Source organism: Bifidobacterium parmae (assembly GCF_002860365.1).
Lineage (GTDB): Bacteria > Actinomycetota > Actinomycetes > Actinomycetales > Bifidobacteriaceae > Bifidobacterium > Bifidobacterium parmae.
In genome coordinates this window covers 93529-111904 of record NZ_NMWT01000007.1, presented here as the reverse complement: position 1 = coordinate 111904, position 18376 = coordinate 93529, and the positions used below count along the sequence as shown (strand labels likewise).

The 18376-nt window shown below is 65.9% G+C and carries 12 protein-coding genes; 6 read left to right on the top strand and 6 right to left on the bottom strand.

Annotation, left to right across the window (positions count from 1 at the left end):
- Positions 1-928, top strand: a 928-nt coding sequence (locus tag Uis4E_RS03560) for a thioredoxin family protein (RefSeq protein ID WP_207764539.1), incomplete at its 5' end; no start/stop codon positions are given.
- 626 nt (positions 929-1554) lie between these two features.
- Positions 1555-2700: an ATP-binding protein gene (locus Uis4E_RS03555; RefSeq protein WP_243394307.1), complete on the top strand. Its 1146-nt coding sequence runs from the start codon at positions 1555-1557 to the stop codon at positions 2698-2700.
- A gap of 235 nt (positions 2701-2935) precedes the next feature.
- On the opposite strand, the gene Uis4E_RS03550 is transcribed toward Uis4E_RS03555, so the two are convergent.
- Together Uis4E_RS03550 and Uis4E_RS03545 are read right to left on the bottom strand one after the other, a co-directional pair.
- Entirely contained in the window at positions 2936-4267 is a 1332-nt protein-coding gene (locus Uis4E_RS03550) for an OFA family MFS transporter (RefSeq protein WP_101621878.1), read from the bottom strand.
- An 866-nt stretch (positions 4268-5133) separates the two neighbouring features.
- Positions 5134-7890: a phosphoenolpyruvate carboxylase gene (locus tag Uis4E_RS03545; protein ID WP_101621877.1), complete on the bottom strand. Its 2757-nt coding sequence runs from the start codon at positions 7888-7890 to the stop codon at positions 5134-5136.
- Positions 7891-8301: 411 nt separating this feature from the next.
- Here Uis4E_RS03545 and Uis4E_RS03540 point away from each other — a divergent pair, with 411 nt between their 5' ends.
- Entirely contained in the window at positions 8302-10035 is a 1734-nt protein-coding gene (locus Uis4E_RS03540; protein ID WP_243394309.1) for a threonine/serine exporter family protein, read from the top strand.
- Between the two features lie 203 nt (positions 10036-10238).
- On the top strand, positions 10239-11915 hold the full coding sequence (locus Uis4E_RS03535; protein WP_101621875.1) for a sodium/proline symporter: 1677 nt from the start codon (positions 10239-10241) through the stop codon (positions 11913-11915).
- Between the two features lie 67 nt (positions 11916-11982).
- On the opposite strand, the gene Uis4E_RS03530 is transcribed toward Uis4E_RS03535, so the two are convergent.
- Complete coding sequence (locus Uis4E_RS03530) at positions 11983-13497, bottom strand: amidohydrolase (RefSeq protein WP_101621892.1); 1515 nt, start codon at positions 13495-13497, stop codon at positions 11983-11985.
- Between the two features lie 250 nt (positions 13498-13747).
- Between Uis4E_RS03530 and Uis4E_RS03525 the strand changes: the two genes are divergently transcribed.
- Positions 13748-14773, top strand: coding sequence for a hypothetical protein (locus Uis4E_RS03525; RefSeq protein ID WP_101621891.1), 1026 nt, complete (start codon positions 13748-13750; stop codon positions 14771-14773).
- Positions 14774-15093: 320 nt separating this feature from the next.
- Here Uis4E_RS03525 and Uis4E_RS03520 read toward each other — a convergent pair whose 3' ends face one another.
- From Uis4E_RS03520 to trpS, 3 genes are all read right to left on the bottom strand, one after another.
- Positions 15094-15600, bottom strand: coding sequence for a hypothetical protein (locus Uis4E_RS03520; protein WP_165784830.1), 507 nt, complete (start codon positions 15598-15600; stop codon positions 15094-15096).
- Positions 15601-15728: 128 nt separating this feature from the next.
- Positions 15729-16514 (bottom strand): hypothetical protein, encoded by a 786-nt coding sequence (locus Uis4E_RS03515; RefSeq protein WP_101621873.1) that lies wholly within the window; start codon positions 16512-16514, stop codon positions 15729-15731.
- 139 nt (positions 16515-16653) lie between these two features.
- On the bottom strand, positions 16654-17781 hold the full coding sequence (trpS, locus tag Uis4E_RS03510) for a tryptophan--tRNA ligase (protein ID WP_101621872.1): 1128 nt from the start codon (positions 17779-17781) through the stop codon (positions 16654-16656).
- A gap of 185 nt (positions 17782-17966) precedes the next feature.
- Between trpS and Uis4E_RS03505 the strand changes: the two genes are divergently transcribed.
- Positions 17967-18374 (top strand): DUF3073 domain-containing protein, encoded by a 408-nt coding sequence (locus Uis4E_RS03505; protein ID WP_101621871.1) that lies wholly within the window; start codon positions 17967-17969, stop codon positions 18372-18374.
- Positions 18375-18376: the final 2 nt, after the last annotated feature.

Here is an 18376-nt window from a genome sequence, read left to right as displayed (position 1 = left end):
CGCCGGCACGTCGCCCGCGCCCGCGCCGGCCAAGCGCAGCGCCGACGCGGCGGCTGCGCAGGCCGCGGCGCAGCGCAAGCCGGGCGAGCTGTTCTCCGCCGCGATCAAGCAGCAGCTCGGCGTGGTGTTCGGTCGCATGGCACGCCCGGTCACGTTGGCGCTGGAACTCGACGACACCCCGCTTTCCGCGGAATTGCAGGGATTTATCGGCGAGATGGTCGCGTTGTCCGGCGGCAAGCTGAATTCGGTGGCCGTGGATGCCGCGGGTCTTGTCACGGCGGTGGACGGTGCGTCGGCGCCGGCTGGTCTGGTCGTCGGCGAACCGTTGGAGATTGTCGCTTCGGCGGGTGGTGCCGGTGCTGATGGTGGTGCCGATGGTGCCGGTGACGGTGCCGTGCTGCCGGTGTACGGCACGCTCGATGATTCCGGTCGCGCCGAATTCGACCCGGCCGGCGTGATGCCGGTCGCCCGCCCGGCCGTGCGCATCTGCGTGGCCGATGATTCCGCCGGTGACGGGGCTGGTGCCGGGGCCCGTCTCGTCTTCACCGGTCTCGCTTTCCATGGCGTGCCGTCCGGCCACGAGTTCAACTCGTTCGTGCTGGGCCTGTACAACGCGGCCGGCCCCGGCCAGCCGCTCGACGACGACCTGCGCGCGCGTGCCACGGCGATCGACGCGCCGACCGACGTGATGATTCTCGTGTCGCTCACCTGCACGATGTGCCCGGAGACGGTGCTCGCCTCGCAGCGCATCGCCTCGCTCAACCCGCTCGTGCGCGCCGAGGCCTACGATGTCTCGCACTTCCCGGAGCTGCGCGACCAGTACGGCGCGATGAGCGTGCCCTGCATCGTCATCGACAAGGGCGGCGAGCAAAAGGTCGAGTTCGGCAAGAAGAACATCGCCCAGATGCTCGACCTCGTCGGCGCGTAACACCCCACCCCACTGCCACCTCCTACTCCTGCCCACCCACACCCACACCCCTCCAACTCCCATGGTGCGGTAACGCGATTTCGCGGATTGGCGGAATACCGCCGTTTTGCGCGACCGCACCATGAGGGTTTTACCGCACCATGGGAGTTGCGGGTGGGAGTTGGGTGTGGGCCGGTTCCGGTGTGTGGGTCGGTTCCGGTGCAGGGGGCCGGTTCCGGCGAAACGGGAAGACCGGCAGATGACCGGGATGTTTCGCGGGGCGGGGCGCCCGAGAAGCGGAACGGTCGGCAGGTGACTGATTTGTTTCGGTGAGGAGGCTGTGCGAAACGGGCCGGTTATGTGATGGCGGAGTCGTTCCGCTGAAACCCCTCTTCGCAAAGCGAATCGTCTGTGTGGTGTCCTGCCTGTTCCGCGGAGCCGTCCCCGCGGTTGTGCTTCGGTCATCTGTCGGAGCCGCCTTGCCTCCGCCGGGGGTATGTCTCGTCATGCTCATACGCGGCGGATTCGACCTGCAACTCCCCGGACGCGTCCGACCGACGATTCACACCCGCATAGCTTTTTATATTCTTTTATATTTATATATACTGTTTGTATTCGTGATTCCCGTAATCTGAAAGAGGCAACCGGTGCCGACGCGTCAGTCAAATCCGTTCAAACCCACCGCTGGACGCATGCCGCCATTGCTCATCGGCCGCGACTCCATCATCGAGGATTTCGAAGAGGGAATCGACGATGGTCCGGGCGCACCCGGACGGCTCATGCGCGTGACTGGCGCCCGAGGTGTCGGCAAGACCGTCATGCTGACCGAATTCGGTCGCATCGCCCGAGCGCATCGATGGGAAGTCATCGACGAGACCGCATCGAACGGTCTTGCGCAACGTCTGCTTGAACGGCTCTCTCCCACGAAACCCGCCGTCAGTCTTTCACTCAAACCCTCGGTGTCGGTCGCCGGATTGGGAGGAGTGAGCCTTGGGGAGGCCAGCATATCGTCGCAGCAAATGCCATTGACGCTCAGGGAAGCGTTGGGATCGCGGTTGGATGGATTGGAACGGAAACACGCCGGCCTGCTCATCACCATAGACGAAGCGCAGGCCGCCGACCGCAACGACATGATCGCCATCGCCACGGCCGTACAGCATCTCATACGGGAGGAGCGCGACATGGCGTTCGTGTTCGCGGGTCTGCCGACCATAGCGTCGAAATGGCTCAATGATGATGTGCTGACGTTCCTGCGCCGCGCACAGGCCGAACAGCTCGGTGACGTTCCGTTGGAGGATGTGCATGACGCGCTTCAGGACACGTTCGATGATTCCGGCATCACCCTTGCGGGACAGGCGTTGGATATGGCCGTCAAGGCGACCGAAGGGTATCCGTTCATGATCCAATTGGTCGGGTACCACGTGTGGCGCATCGCATACAGGCGGCAGCGTGATGTCGAAGGAATCCGTACCGTTAGCGAGGATGATGCGCGGCAGGGCATCGACAACGCGCTTACCAGACTCGGGGATGCGGTGCATGGTCCCGAAATGGATGGATTGTCGCCAATCGACAAGACCTATCTGCTGGCCATGGCTCAGGATGATGGGCCATCATCCACTTCCGCGGTAGCGAAGCGTATGGGGAAAAGCCTCAACTACGCCAACATCTACCGCACGCGCCTCATCGACGCGCAGGTCATCAGGGATATGGGGTACGGCAAGGTCGATTTCGCCATACCGTATCTGCGCAGGTACCTGCGTGAGCACGCGGCGTATATCCGCATGCGTCGGTAACGCTCTGGTTCGTCCGACGCGTGACATTCCCCACCCACACCCACATCCACACCCACACCCTCCAACTCCCATGGTGCGGTAACGCGATTTCGCGGATTGGCGGAATACCGCCGTTTTGCGCGACCGCACCATGAGGGTTTTGCCGCACCATGGGAGTTGCGGGTGGGAGTTGGGATGGTGGGAGCTGCGGGGTGGGGACGGTGCGGAGCAGGACGTGAGCGGGGGATGGAGCGGGTCAGGCGGCCTTGCCGACGGCGGGACGGGCCGCCGTCGGGGCGGGCGTCGGGGACGGGGCCGTGTCGCCCACGGCGGCACGCTTGCCGGCGGCTTTCACCAGGGTGACGCTTACCAGCGCCACCGTGTACAGCACGGTGAGCACCGGGATCAGCGCGGCGTAGCGGTGCGCCTGGTCGGGCGCGTGCGTGACCACGAACGAGGCCAGCTGGTTGCCGGACAGGCCGGCGAACGCCCATGCACTCAGCGTGAGTCCGTGCGTGGTGGAGACGGTCTTCGTGCCGAAATGCTGGTCGAGCAGCACCGGCAGCGTGGAGAATCCGCCGCCGTAGCCTGCGTTGACGAGGAACAGCATGGCGAGCACCGCCCACAGCAGCGCGTTGCCGATGCTGTCCAATGCGATCTGCAGCAGGCAGACGGCGATCGACATGACGAACAGCACCTGATACACGCTCTCGCGGCGCTTCAGATGATCGGAGAGCGTGGAGAATCCGATGCGACCGACCGTGTTGAACACCGAATCGACGGCCAGCACCAAGCCGATGACGCCCGCGGAGGCGGCGGCGAACGCGCTCGGGGTCAACGAGGCGTAGCGGGGGAGCGCGGCCAGCACGTCGTGCAGGATGTCCTTCTCCTGGCTGATGAGCGCCAGACCGCAGGTGATGTTGAGGTAGAACGCGATCCAGATGCCCCAGAACACGGGCTTCGTGAGGATCGAACGGCGGCTGACATGCGAGGTGACCGGATCGTACGTCCAACCGGCCGGGCGGCGGATGAGCAGGAATCCGGCGAGCATCATCACCGCGTAGACCGCGGCCAGCACGTAGAACATGTTCACGAGGCCGACCGTGCCGATCAGGGTCTCCATCAACGGGCTGCCGATCGCCTTGGCGAGGCCGAATCCGGCGACCGCGATGCCCGTGGCGAGACCCTTGTTGTCCGCGAACCAGAGCATCAGGTTCTTGACCGGCGTCAGATAGCCGACGCCGAGGCCCACGCCCATGACCGCGCCGTAGCAGATGAACACGCCCGGCAGGAAGCCCAGCGCGATGCTCACGCCCGTGCCGGCGAAGCCGGCCGTGAAGCAGATCATCGAGACGAGCGCCGACTTGCGGATGTCCTTCTCCACCATCGGCCCGGCGAACGCGGCGGACATGCCGAGGAAGAAGATGGCGAGCGAGAACGCCCATTCCACGGAAGCGGGGGCGACGTGCATCTGGTCGGCGATGAGCTGCTTGAACACACTCCAGCAGTAGACGGTGCCGATCGGGATGTGGATGAGCAGCGCGGGCGCGATCGCGCTGCTCCAACGATTCGCGGTGAGCCTTGCCATGCGCGGGGTTCCTTTCGTAGCGGGGTACGATGGCCTGCCGGCATGCGCAGAGGGCGGTCGGCCGCGTGACCGTTCCGTGCGGAACGGTCGTGCGAAACGACCGCGTGCACGATGATCGTGCGATGATGCGCGGTCCACTCGCACAGCCATGACGCACATGGCACGCAAACGTGCGCATCACGCGCATCGCAGATATCCGATGGTCGACCGAACATCTCCGATGTGTGTTTCGCCGGCGTTCTTGCCCCCTGTCGACGCCGACAAAGAGCACTATAACAGGGATTCGTAACGTGGCATGCGGGATGGTGCTGGCGTGGCGCGTGAGATAGTTCACATGCTTTCGATTCCGGCTCCACTGGCGGGGAAGGTGCGGACGGCGATGAATGGATGGCACCGGCCCAAGCCTCCGCCCCCGCCGGCGGGGGCTGGCAGCCGAAGGCTGACTGGGGGTGGTTTGCATCGCCGGTGTGCATAGTGGGTGTGGCGTGACCACCCCCCACCCGCTTCGCGGGAGCCCCCGCCAGCGGGGGCGGCTGGGGATGGACTCGCCTCCGGCGAGGCTGTGTTGATTCGCGGCTTCGCCGCGGTGGGAAAAGGAAAGCCTCCGCTGGGTCGCGGAGGCTTGCTGTACTGCGGGGTGTTCGCGCGCGCGAAGCGCATGAGCGCGAACACCCCGCTACGTTTCGGGCTGGAGAAGCCCACCGGGCTTCTCCAGCGTGTTCTACGCGGCGCAGGCCGCGCAGAACACGGCCCGAAACGTCATACGGCAACAATGGGCTCGCCTTCGGCGAGACTCATCGTTTCCTCACGGCTATCGCCGTTCGGCCGATCCTACGAACAGCCTACCGGGCTATTCGCTTCACGAATCAGCCCGTGTTCTGCAGGCCGGCGGCGACACCGGACACGGTGCAGAGGATGAGATAGATGAACTCGGCCTGCTGGCTCTTGGAGAGCTCTTCCTTGTCCACCTTCTTACGCAGCGAACGCAGTGCGAGCACCTGGGTGACGGACAGCGCGTCCACGTAGGGGGAGCGGATTCGGATGGCCTGGCCGAGCACGTGGCGGTGCTGGAGCGGCCACTTGTCGCCGACGATGGCGAGCACCCACTTGCGGGTGAGCTCCATCTCGTGCATGACCTTCTCCGGCAGATCGGTGCGGTCGTCGAGCGCCAGGTACATCTTCGCGATGCGCTCGTCGGTCTTGGCGAGCGACATCTCGATGTTGTCGATGAACGTGGAGAACAGCGGCCACTCCTCGTAGGCCTGGCGCATCGTCTCCAGATCGCCGAACTGCTCGCACGCGGTGCCGAGGCCGTACCAGGCGGCCAGGTTGATGCGGGCCTGGGCCCAGGAGAAGATCCACGGGATCGTGCGCAGGTCGTCGAGCGACTTCGCGCCGAGGCCGCGCTTGGCCGGGCGGGAGCCGATCGGCATCAGGCCGATCTCGGTCAGCGGCGTCACGGTGGAGAACCACTGCGCGAAATCGGGCGTGTGCAGCAGGTCGAGGAAGCGGTTGTGTGCCGCCTCGTCGAGCTCGTGCGCCATCTCCGCGTACTTGACGGTCATGTCCGTGTTGCGCTTCTCGACGCTCGGTGCGGACTGGAGCAGGGTCGCCGCCGCGACGGACTCGACGTGGCGGATGGCCAGCACCGGGTTGCCGTAGCGGGCGAAGATGACCTCGCCCTGTTCGGTGAGCTTGAAGCGGCACTTGACGGAACCGACCGGCTGGGCGAGCACCGCGCGGTTGGCGGGGCCGCCGCCACGACCGACGGCGCCGCCGCGGCCATGGAACAGGGTCAGGTCGATGTCGTGCGACTTCGCCCACTTGGCGATGCGCTCCTGCGCGGAGTGCAGGGCCAGCGTCGCGGAGGTCGGGCCGGCGTCCTTCGAGGAGTCGGAGTAGCCGAGCATGACCTCGAGCTTGTTGCCGGTGGCCTTGAGGCGCGCCTGCACTTCGGGGATCTTGATCATGTCTTCGAGCACGTCCACCGAGTTCTGGAGATCCTCGAGCTGCTCGAACAGCGGGATCACATCGATGGTCGGCACGTCCTCCGGATGCGCGAAGGCGAGGCGGTTCAGCTCGTAGACGTCCTTGATGTTCTGGGCGCTCTTCGTGAACGAGATGATGTAGCGGCGGGCGGCCTTCGTGCCGTTGCGCTTCTGGATCGAACCGAGGGCGCGGAAGGTGTCGAGCACCTCCTGGGTCATCGGCTGCAGGTCGCCGCGCTCGCCGTGCAGGCCGTGCTCGCGGATGTCCGCGAGGGCGCGCGAGTGCACGACGGAGTGCTGGCGGAACTCCATCTCGACCATGTGGAAGCCGAAGGTCTCGGCCTGCCAGATGAGGTCCTGCAGCGGGCCGTAGGCGGAGCGCTTGGCGCCCGCGTCGGCCAGCGACTTCTGGACCGTCTTCAGGTCGGCGATGAAATCGTCGCACGTGTGGTACATGAGGTCGGCGTCGCGCTCGATCGTGTAGTGCAGGCGATCGGCGATCACCAGCATGACGGCGCGGTGCAGCTCCTTGGTGGAGATCAGCGCGGCCTTGTCGGTCAGGCGCTCGCTCATCTCCTTCTGGTGGCTCCACAGCACCTTGAGATCGGAGCTCGGCGGCGTGGTCTCGGCCTCCATCGTGAGGTTGCGGCCCACGGTGCGGGTGGCCTCCTCAAGGGCGGCGAGCACGTGGTCGGAGAACTTGCGGGCCACCTGGCGGCTCACCTTGGCGGTGACGTTCGGGTTGCCGTCGCGGTCGGAGCCGATCCAGCTGCCCGGGTGGAAGAACGCGGGGCAGACGGGCTCGACGAGTCCGGCCTTGTCGCCCAGCACCCAGTCGTCGAAACGACGGTAGACCTGCGGGATCGTGTGGAACAGCGTGTTGTCGAAGATGTCGAGGATCGTGTCCGCCTCCTCGACCGGGGTCGGCTTCTTCAGCGCGATCGGCGAGGTGCGGAACAGCGCGTCGATCTCGTTGTAGAGACGACGGCAGTTCTCCTTCTTGTCCGAGCCGCCGAGCGTCTTGTGCGCGGTGAGCAGTTCGGAGATGCGGCGGATCTTGCCTTCGACGGCCTTGCGGCGGGCCTCGGTCGGGTGCGCGGTGAACACCGGGTGGAACTCGAGACGGTCGAGCAGCTCCTTCGCCTTCGCCGGGCCCATCTCGTTGATGAGCTGGTGGTAGGCGACGGTGAGCTCGTTGATCGGGTCCACGGCGCTGTCCTCGGTCACCTTGGCCTCGCGCGCGTGCAGCACGGAGACGCGGTAGTCCTCCTCGCACAGGTTCGCGAGGTGGAAGTAGGTGGCGAACGCGCGGGCCAGCAGCTGGGCGTCGTGGAGTTTCATCTTGTCGATGGTCTCCACGGCCTTCTTCAGTCCGTCGTGATCCGGGTCGGGATCGACCATGACGCCTTCGAAGTGTTCGGCGCTGGCCTCGACCGCGTACTGTCGCACTTCGTCGAACGTGGCGAGCAGTTTGGGATCGAACTCGCCGAGCACGTCGCGCAGAATGCGCAGACACAGATCCATGTCGCTGGCGAGTGATTCAGGAAGATGACGCTCTTCGGGACCCTTGGTTCCGGTGCCGGTCGAGACTATCGTCGCGTCGGCGGGCGTGATCTGCTGATCGTTATCTGTCATCAGACCTCCTTCTGCCGCGTTGAGGGTTGCTCGGTCTGCCGATCGTCCATGGCTCCTCCATGGTTGTTGAGATCGGCCGTTGCGAGCCCACAGCCCTGCGCAGCGTTTGGTTGTGGTCGCCATTGTAGCCACGGGTAATCGCACTTCACGTTACGAATCCCATTTTTCGCGCGGAATTGTGGGTGGATTCCGTGCGTTTGTCGAATCGTGACGCCAAAAAGTCCGATATGTGGGCAAAAAGATGGTCTCCGATGATTGCGGGGAGACTGCGCGGTAGTAATGGACACCGTGAGTGAGAGCCAACATCAGCAGGGGGAGCCCCCGATCCAGGGGCATGCCGACATCAGAAACAGCCATGAGCACGGCGCCATCGCCGTCCAGCATTTCCACACCCACTCCATCCCATTGGATATGGAGGACATCGAACGCGATTGGGACAAGCCCATCGCCGAGGCGGGCATCGCCGCGAAGGCCAGCGTGATCGTGCGCGTCGGCCTGCTCGACCTGTCGGCCGGCACCGGATCGTTCCGCGTGCGCGAGATGATGCACCGCATCGCCTACCCGCTCGGCGTGCACGTGCGCGCCGACGTCAACCTCACCGACATCGAGGCCGCCTGCACCGACGGCAAGGACCGCATCACCGAGGTCATCGACCTGCCGAGCACCGGCGTCAACACCGAACGCATCTGGCTGCTCGAACACTTCGCCGACTGGTTCAGCGTAAACCTCGGCGAGGAGAGCATGTACCACGTGCAGCCCGAGGTCTCGCAGGGCCTCATGCAGCATCTCGACGCGAAGGACGCCTCGCAGGTCTCCGCCGACCTCTCCAAGCAGCTGCGCGAGGAGAAGCGCGAGGAACGCGCCGCCTCCCGCCCCGGACAGGACGCCGTGCTCGACGCGCTCGAAGAGGCCAGCCGTCACAGCGATCCCGGCGACCCGCGCGCCCACCAGCTGCACGTGCACGAGGACGACTGGTCGCAGTCCGCGATGACCCAGTCGCTCGCCGCGCGCGCCGCCGACGAACAGGCCCGCGAGGCGGAACAGGAGACGCCGCAGCGCCGCAAGCCGAAACTGTCCGACCGCAAGCCACCCAAGGAATACGCCGAACACTTCGACCATCTCGACGGCACGTCCGCGGCGCAACGCAACGGCGGCCACGGCATCACCGTGCGGCAGGCGCATCACCGCCTCGACATGATCGAACACCGCAAGCCGCTCTACTCGCCCGCCTTCGCCGGACTCGCCTCCGCGATCGCCTGCGCATCCTTCGTGTTCCTGCTCGGCGGCGGCCCCTACGACATGATCGGCGCGTTCTTCGGCGCCGGACTCGGCCACTGGCTGCGCCGACGCCTGTTCAAGCACCACCTCAACCAGTTCTTCGTCACGTTCGTGTGCGTCGCGCTCGCCGCGCTCGTCTGCACCGGCACGCTGCGCCTCATCGGCCTGTACGACCCGATAGCGCTGCAGCACGACACCGCGTACATCGGCGCGATGCTGTTCGTCATCCCCGGATTCCCGCTCATCACCAGCGGCCTCGACATGGCGAAGATCGACTTCCCGTCCGGCATCCAACGTCTCACGTACTTCCTGTGCATCGTGCTGATGGCCACGCTCGCCGGCTGGATGGTCGCGTCCGTCGTGCACCTCAACCCGACCGGATTCGAGCCGCTCGGCCTCAACGTGTGGGTGAACGGCGCGCTGCGCTTCGTGTTCGCGTTCCTCGGGGTCTGGGGCTTCTCCATCATGTTCAACTCGCCGCAGCGCATGTGCCTCGTCGCCGCGACGATCGGCGCCATCACCGACACGCTGCGCCTCGAGCTCGTCGACCACGGCGTGCCGGCCGAGGCGGGCGCGTTCATCGGCGCCCTTCTCGCCGGCCTGCTCGCCACCGCATGGCGCTCGTCCGTGCGCAAGGGCTGGCTCGCGCCGCACTTCGGCTACCCGCGCATCTGCCTGACCGTGCCGTCGATCGTGATCATGGTGCCCGGCCTGTACATGTACCAGGCCATGTTCCACCTCGGCTCGTTCGACACGTTGACCGCGCTCGACTGGGCGTTCAAGGCGTTCATGGTCATCGTCTGCCTGCCGATCGGACTGGCGATGGCCCGCGTCATCACCGACAAGTCCTGGCGCTACGACATCTGATCCGCACCGGTTGGCCCCCTCTGACGAGGGGGCCTTTCCATAGGTGCCTCGCTCAGCATGCGAGACGTATTCGCGGGATTGTCCGCACTTTCGGGAAAGGTCGGCGACAGTACTAGGAATTCCCAGAGAGAAGCCCCACGGCCTCGCGCGCAGGCGTCACGCGCCTGCGCGGTGCCGTGGATATTTCGGATAAGGCGGTTAGCGTGGCGAACGATTTCTGGATTCTGCTGGCCATGGTCATCTATTTCGCGGCCATGCTGTCCATCGGATTCATCTACTCCAAGCGGTCCAACTCCTCCTCCAAGGAGTACTTCGCGGGCGGCCGCGGCGTCGGACCGTGGCTGACCGCACTGTCCGCCGAAGCATCCGACATGTCCGGCTGGCTGCTCATGGGCCTGCCCGGCCTCGCCTACTTCACCGGCGCAGCCGACCCGCTGTGGACCGCGCTCGGCCTCGCCATCGGCACCTACCTCAATTGGAAGATCGTCGCCCGCCGACTGCGCCGCTACTCGGTCGTCGCCGGCGACGCGATCACCATCCCCGACTTCTTCGCCAAGCGATTCCACGACACGAAGGGCGTCATCTCGACGATCTCCGCGATCATCATCCTCGTCTTCTTCTGCGTGTACGTGGGTAGCTGCTTCGTGACCGTCGGCAAACTGTTCAGCGCCCTGTTCGGCTTCGACTACCACCTGATGATGGTGCTCGGCGCACTCGTCGTGTTCGTGTACACGATCGTCGGCGGCTACCTGTCCGTCGTGATGACCGACTTCATCCAGGGCTTGCTCATGTTCTTCGCGCTCGCCGTCGTGTTCGTCGGCACGGTCGCCTCCGCCGGCGGCATCGGCGAGACCGTCGCGTTCCTGCGCGCGATCCCCGGCTTCATCTCCGGCACGCAGGTCGCCTCCCCGACGCTCGACCCCGAGACCGGCAAGCAGATCGTCGAAGCCGGCAAGGCCGTGTTCGGCGCGCCCACCGACTACGGCATCATCACGATCGTCTCGATGCTCGCGTGGGGTCTCGGCTACTTCGGCATGCCGCAGGTGCTCGTGCGCTTCCTGTCGATCCGCGACGCCGAGGAGGTGCGCAAGTCGCGTATCATCGCCACCTCCTGGTGCGTGCTGTCGCTCGCCAGCGCCGTGTGCATCGGCCTCGTCGGCCGCGCGATGATGCCCACGCACCTGCTCACCGGCACCGATGCGGAGACCATCTTCATCGTGCTCGCGCAGACGCTGCTGCCGAGCTTCGTGTGCGGCGTGGTCGTCTCCGGCATCTTCGCCGCGTCGATGAGTTCCAGCTCCTCGTACATGATCATCGGCGCCTCCGCGATGGGCGAGAACATCTTCCGCGGTCTGTTCCACAAGAAGGCCACCGACCGCCAGGTGATGATCGTCGCGCGCATCACGCTCGTCATCATGTTCCTGTTCGGCTGCCTCGTCGCCTACGACCAGAACTCCTCGATCTTCCAGGTCGTCTCCTACGCGTGGGCCGGCCTCGGCGCCTCGTTCGGCCCGCTCATGCTGTGCGCGCTGTACTGGCGTCGCGCGAACAAGGTGGGCGCCGTCGCCGGCATGGTCTCCGGCACCGCCACCGTGTTCATCTGGCACAATCTCGTCAAGCCGCTGGGCGGCGTGTTCGCGATCTACGAGCTGCTGCCCGCGTTCCTCGTCTCGCTGCTGTGCATCGTCGTGTTCTCGCTGCTCACCGAAAAGTCGAACGACCGGATGCTCTACGAGTTCGACCACTACATGGACGACCCGCTCCCCGGCACCCTCCCCTCCGGTTCCGTGCTGGTGGACGAGCCGATGGAGGCCATGGCCGAGGAGGTAAGTGGACAGCGCGGTGCGCTGTCCACCGGCTCGGCCGGAGAGAGGCGATAGCCGGGCGACGGCAGGAAATCGCCTCGCCGCAGGCGAGTCGTTACGTCAACGGCAAGTAGCCGGCGCCTCAGTACGTCCGTCGTCCTGCGAGGAACGTCATCGCGACGTGGCTCCTCATCGCACGCATCGACTCCGGCGTCTCCATCGCGTACGGATCGGCGTCCAACAGCACGAAATCCGCGTCGTCGCCGGAACGCAGGTACCCGCGTCCGACCGCAGTGGATGCCGCGAGCGCGACGCGCAGCGGCAGACGCTGCTCCGGCTGGAACGGCTCACGCGCGGAACTCTCCGTCGCGAACACGGCCGCCGAAATCGCCATCCACGGGTCAAGCGGCGCGACCGGCGCGTCGGAACCCAGACGCAGCCGCGTTCCCGCCGCGTGCAGCGATCGGAACGCGTACGGGACGCCGGCGGGATTCGCCCAGAACCTGCCGATCACGTCGCGGTCGTCCATCGCATGCTGCGGCTGGACGCTCGCCTCGAGGCCGAGCGCGGCCAGACGCGGGATGTCCTCGCGGCGCAGCATCTGCGCGTGCTCGATCGACCCGCGTGCGTGCGTGAGCTCCGCCGCGTCGAGCACGATCGCGTTCGCCTCGTCGCCGATCGCATGGCAGGCGATGCGGAAGCCGTTCTCGGTGGCGAGCCGCATGTAGCGCGCGATCTGGCTCGGCGTGTAGCTGAGCGTGCCGTACGTGACCGGCGTGATGCCCGAATACGGTGTGGAACAGTAGGCGGAACGCGTGTTGAGCGAACCGTCGGAGATGAGCTTCATCGCGCCGACCTCGCCGAGTCCGCGGCTGCCGGGCAACGGCTTGCCGGTGCGCCAGCCGGCGCGGATCGCGGCCTCCAGCCGTTCCGGGTAGACGCCCGCCTTCACGCGCAATCCGTCGATGCCGGCGGCGAAGCGCGCGATCCACGTGTCGATGTTCTCCGCCATCTCGTAGTCGCGGATTGAGGTGACGCCCTTGCCTGCGGCGTCCTTCTCCGCTTCGCGCAGCAGTCGGTCGGTCTCCTCGGCCGCGCCCGGCGCCTTGTCGAACTTCGTGTACGCGTCGAACCATTCGAGCTCGCCGACGAGCCCGGTCTTCGCGTCCGCATGCACGCCGAGACGGCGCGCGGCCGCCGAATTCACCCACCCGCAGTGCATGTCCGCGCTCGACAGCGCCACCGGCTGCTCGCCGGTGACCGCGTCGATCGCGGCGAGCGTGGGCTGCTCGTCGTCGGCCCACAGCGAGTGGCGGAAGCGCATGCCCACCACGAACGCGTCCGGGTCGAGCGTGCCGGCCGCGCGGCGCGCGTCGAGATGCGCGCGCAGCATCGCCATCGCCTCGGCGGCGGATTTCGCGTCGATGAGGTCGAGGCGGCCGAGCGTCTTCGACCATTGCGTGAAATGCGTGTGGCAGTCGACGAGGCCGGGGATGACCCACAGGCCGGTCGCGTCGATGGTTTCGTCCGTGTCGGGCCGTGCGACGGAGGGGCCGACGGCCGTGATCTTCCCGTCGCGGACGACGAGGTCCACGCGCTCGTCGCCGCCGGGGACGCGCGCGTTGAGGATGTTCAGCGATGTGCACATGACTGCCATCATGCCACCGTGGTGTGAGCGCGCACAATCGCTATCCGACCCATGGGCATGAACTGGGGCGAACCATCGAGACGAACCATCGCAAGGGCGGATCGCTTCCCAATATCCACCGGGTTTTCCACAGTCGTCAACCGGCTAGGTGGTCCGTGCCCGGGAACCGTGGCCGCCGTATAGACTGAAGGCTCCGCAGGCATGACGGCGTGCCGGGAGGGTGTCGGGAATCCTTTGAACGGGGACGGGAGTGACGGTGATGGGCGAATCGATGGCCTTGGCGGCATTGGCCGAATTGAAGCACCAAAGAATGAGGGATTGCGCCGATCTGCAAAAGCGTAGCGAATGGCGTCCGCCCTATGCGCTGACGACGGCGTTGGAGCTTGAATCGATCGAGATGCCGCGGCTGCCGGCTGGCTGCGCAAGACTCAAACATCGCATCATGGTCGCCGTGCCTCATGCGAATCGGAAATACCGGGTCGACGGCGTCGCCGCGGTGGTCTGGCGGTTCCCGTTGGACACGGTGCTCGTCGACCGGCGTTTCCCATGCGTATCGCCGGCATGCACATGGGCGATGTTCGCCGCCTATCTGGATCTGGAGGAGCTGATTGTGCTTGCCGACTCGATGATGCGCCGCGATCGCCGTCTCCGCCGGGTGACGATGGAGGAGTTGATCGCCTATCTGGATGGCGCCCGGTCATACGCGCAGTCCATGGCGGAGGAAGGCGGCAGCGGGCGTCTGTTCCGGGGGTACGCGAACTGCCGGCGCGCGCTGCGGTTGGCGAGAAGCGGCACGGACTCCTCGATGGAGACCCGGACAAGGCTGGTGATGCCGCGGTACGGCTTGGACACCCCTCAAGTGAATTACCCCGTATCCGTCAAGGGGCGTCCGATATATCTCGATCTCGCCTACCCCGAGTTCAAGATCTGCATCGAATATGAAGGAGCCCACCATGCGGGGCAGTGGCTCAACGATGTGACGAGACGACAGCTGATCGAGGATGCCGGATGGCGGTACGTGCAGGTGACCAAACTGGATATCGGGAATGAGGACGATGAGGAACGGCTCGCCGAAAGGGTCGCGAGGCATATTCGGGAGGTCACCGGCAAGGCCGTCCGCCTGACGAGGCGCAAAACCATCATGCAGGTCTGCGATGCCAGATCGATGCGGCGAAAGCCGTTGTATGAGCGTTTGGGATTCCGCCCGCTGATGTCTGACTCGCCTGACTCGCCTGCCGATTCCGCGTATGGTGGCGGGGCCGATGAACTGGAGGCCATCGCCTAGCCGGATTCCATGCGGCTGGATTCCATGCGGCTGGCGTCGCGGGCTCGTGGCGCCTGTGCCCTGTGGCGCTGACGGTATATCTCCGTTCGGAGGGGTACACCAGTGGCCACCCGGACATCTATCTCCGTTGCGAGGGGTACCGTACCGGGGCTGACCCGCGTTGAATGCGCCGGAAAACGTCCGATATAGGCGGGNATGGGCGGAGACGATACCCCTCGAAACGGAGATAGCCCCTCGGCCGCAGGGCGATGTACCCCTTGTAACGGAGTTAGACGGTCGTCTCTGCCACGTCTCCGCCACATCTCCCTCGCGCACCCGGATTACTCGTCCCAGTCCTCATCGTCGCTCTCCTCCCGCCCACGCCGGCGGGATTCGGCGCAGGCAAGAAGGTACGCGGCAGGAAAAACGACGTCTTGCGACAGGGTGATGCCCTTCGCCCGCAGTTCGATGCCGCGCAGAATCCACCGGGGCTGGTCCGACAGCCCGTACAGGTCGAGGATCTCATTCATCCACGCGTTCCTGCGGGTCTCGTGGTACGGCGTTGTGTAGTAGCGGTAATGGAACCCGATCCATCCGTCGGCCCCGCTCCAATCCTGCGCCTCGTAATAGGCGCGCGCCTGTCGCGCCTGCCGTTCGTCGTGAATGTGGTACGGTCCGATCGGCAGCGCCTCGGCGTGCATGATTCCGCGCATGGTTTCGCCTGCGGCCCGTTCCGGAGGACGGTCCTCCTCCTGCGCGGTGTCGCGCTTGTGCTCGCGCAGCTGTTCCACCACGCCCGACGACTCCCACGGGTCGTTTTCCGCGCGCAATCCCTCCCGGACAAGCATCGGATACACGCGTTTCCGAATGGTGTGCCGATACCACGGCGCAGGGTGCTGGAACGTCGCCCATACCGCCCACGCGAGAAGAGGCCCCGTGGCCACCGCATATACCAGTATCACCGCCAGATTCGTGATCATGCCGTCTGCGCCCCGTCTGTGTCCTCCGGCGAGGCGCCGCGTTCCAAATCCCGCGTCTCGGCGCGACGGTCGCATGCGGCCAGCCATATGACCGACAGCAACGGGTACACGAGCCACGCCATCAGCGACCATCCCAGCACCCAGCTCGCGGCCGACCCCGCCCACCATGACGTCATGTCGAGCAGCGGCCGCAGCAGGTTCGCCGGCGCGCTCCACAGCATTACGAGACGTAGCGGGAACAGGAACCAGCATCCGAGCCGGTAGCGTCGAGGCCCATCTTGCGCCGTGGCGAACGCGACTTCGCGCGGCGTCGCCGGCTCGTAGTCGCGGGAATCTCCGTAGAGCGCGCCGTGGCAGATCCAGCACAGCATCAGCCCGAGCGCGACCGCTGCGGCAATCATTGCGATGCGGAGTGCCGGCCCCGCCTGCCCCGCGGCATCGATGGCCGCGCCGAGCATCGCCCCGCGTCCGTGACGCCGGTATCGATAGGCGTCGCCCATGGACGCGTTGATGACGAAGAGCGCCAGCAGTGCCGCGAACCACAGCAGGGCCCCCATGCCGAGCAGCAGCCCCACATTTCGTTCGGGGCCGTATGAGGGCGATGATGCCGCGCCGTGCCGCGTGCCTGGTTTGACGCCGGCGTGCGCGCGGCGCGCTTCCCGTGCGCGCGGCCGCTCCCAATGGTTCGCGGCGAGTTTGACGCCCACGTCCTCACGTGTGTCCCAGAACACGCGGTCCCCGTCCGCGGTCGTGCCCAGTGCGACGTAACGGAAGAACACCATCGTTCCCTTTCCGATTGCGGCCCGGATCGTCATCCGGATGGTGCCCGGATGACGATCCGGATAGCATGGGACCCCGCGCGAAGCGGGGCCCCATGCGGTTTGCGGTTGCGTTCCGGCTCGGTACGCAACCGGTACGTACTCAGTACTTCATGCCCATCGCCTCGCGCACCTCGTCGAGGGTGGCGTTGGCGATCTCGTTGGCGCGCTTGTTGCCGTCGTGCAGCACGTCGCGGATGTAGTCCATGTCCTTGGCGAGCTCCTCGCGGCGCTCGCGGTGCGGGGCGAGGAACTCGTTCACGGATTCGATAACGTACGCCTTGAGCGCGCCGGCGCCGGCGGAGCCGATCTCGGCGGCGATGTCCTTCGGGTCGCGGCCGGTGACGAGGCCCGCGGTGGTGAGCAGCGCGGAGACCTGCGGGCGGTTGACCGGGTCGAAGGTGATGGTGCGCTCGGAGTCGGTCGGGCTCTTCTTGATGAGCTTCGCGGTCTCGGCCGCGGTGGCGCCCAGCATGATCGAGTTGCCGTAGGACTTGCTCATCTTGCGGCCGTCGAGGCCCGGGATCTCCGGGGCGTCGGACAGGATCGCGGCCGGCTCCGGGAACACCGGGTGCTTCTTCGCATAGCGCTCGTTGAAGCGGCGGGCGATCGTGCGCGTGATCTCGATGTGCGGCAGGTTGTCCTTGCCGATCGGCACGACGTTCGCCTTGCAGAAGAGGATGTCGCACGCCTGGTGCACCGGGTAGGTGAGCAGCAGGCCGGTCAGCGCGTGGCCGGAGGCCTCCATCTCCGACTTGACGGTCGGGTTGCGGTGCAGCTCGGCCTCGGTGACGAGGGAGAGGAACGGCAGCAGCAGCTGGTTCTCGGCAGGCACGGCGGAGTGCGCGTAGATCATCGTCTTCTTCGGGTCGATGCCGGCGGCCATGTAGTCGAGCACGAGGTTGAGGACGTTGTCCTGGATGTGCTCGGTGGTGTCGCGGTCGGTAATCACCTGGTAGTCGGCGATGATGATGTTCGAGTGGACGCCCTTGTTCTGCATGGCCACGCGCTCGCGGATGGAGCCGAAGTAGTGACCGAGGTGCAGGCGGCCGGTCGGGCGGTCGCCGGTGAGCATCGTGAACTTGCCCGGGTCGGCTTCGAGCTTGGCGAGCGTCGCGTCGGAGCGCTTCTTCGCCGCCAGGAAGCTCGCGCTCATCTCGTTGCCGGCCGCCGTGACCTGCGGTTCGGTGGTCTGCGCCTGCGTGGTCTGCGCCTGCGTTTCGTCCGTCATGCTCATCGTCCTTTGATTGATGGGGGCAGCCCGATCGGGCGCGTGTCGCCGTCGCGGGTTGTGTCAAAACCGTGCAAAATATCGCTTTTATCGTAAAAGCGCGAGCCGACAAGCCCGCAGCGGAAAACAAGTGGTACTCTTCTTAGTTGATGAATCGATAGCAAGCATTATTTTCAGGGGGTCACATGGGCCGCGGACGTCAGAAAGCCAAGCAGCAGAAAATTGCCCGTAAGCTCAAGTATCTGACAACCGACACCGATTACGACGAGCTTGCCAAGGAGTTGAGCGGCCAGGAGCCGGGGACCGGCTCGGTCGACCCGTTCGCCGACCTCGACGATCACTACGATGACCACTATGCGGACGCCGCTTCGGATGATTCCGCCCGCGATGCGGACGCCGCCGCCGGCAAGTCCACCGCTCCCGCCGAGGACGACCTCGACGAGTACGCCAAGTGGGCCGCCGAGGCCGCCGCGAAGGCGACCAGCGGCGAATTCCCGAAGACGTCGGCCAAGCCGGCCGCGCCGAAGCCGATGCCTCCGCACAAGCCGATCCGGATGCCGATGCCCAGCGCCCTCAAGCCCAAGAAGGCCTGAGC

Bases quoted from the DNA above. Each gene is read 5' to 3' on its own strand.
- Uis4E_RS03540 (WP_243394309.1), top strand. From the start codon at position 8,302: ATGGAGGACATCGAACGCGATTGGGACAAGCCCATCGCCGAGGCGGGC.
- trpS (WP_101621872.1), bottom strand. From the start codon at position 17,781: ATGACGGACGAAACGCAGGCGCAGACCACGCAGGCGCAGACCACCGAA.
- Uis4E_RS03530 (WP_101621892.1), bottom strand. From the start codon at position 13,497: ATGGCAGTCATGTGCACATCGCTGAACATCCTCAACGCGCGCGTCCCC.
- Uis4E_RS03545 (WP_101621877.1), bottom strand. From the start codon at position 7,890: ATGACAGATAACGATCAGCAGATCACGCCCGCCGACGCGACGATAGTC.
- Uis4E_RS03525 (WP_101621891.1), top strand. From the start codon at position 13,748: ATGGGCGAATCGATGGCCTTGGCGGCATTGGCCGAATTGAAGCACCAA.
- Uis4E_RS03515 (WP_101621873.1), bottom strand. From the start codon at position 16,514: ATGGTGTTCTTCCGTTACGTCGCACTGGGCACGACCGCGGACGGGGAC.
- Uis4E_RS03520 (WP_165784830.1), bottom strand. From the start codon at position 15,600: ATGCTTGTCCGGGAGGGATTGCGCGCGGAAAACGACCCGTGGGAGTCG.
- Uis4E_RS03550 (WP_101621878.1), bottom strand. From the start codon at position 4,267: ATGGCAAGGCTCACCGCGAATCGTTGGAGCAGCGCGATCGCGCCCGCG.
- Uis4E_RS03505 (WP_101621871.1), top strand. From the start codon at position 17,967: ATGGGCCGCGGACGTCAGAAAGCCAAGCAGCAGAAAATTGCCCGTAAG.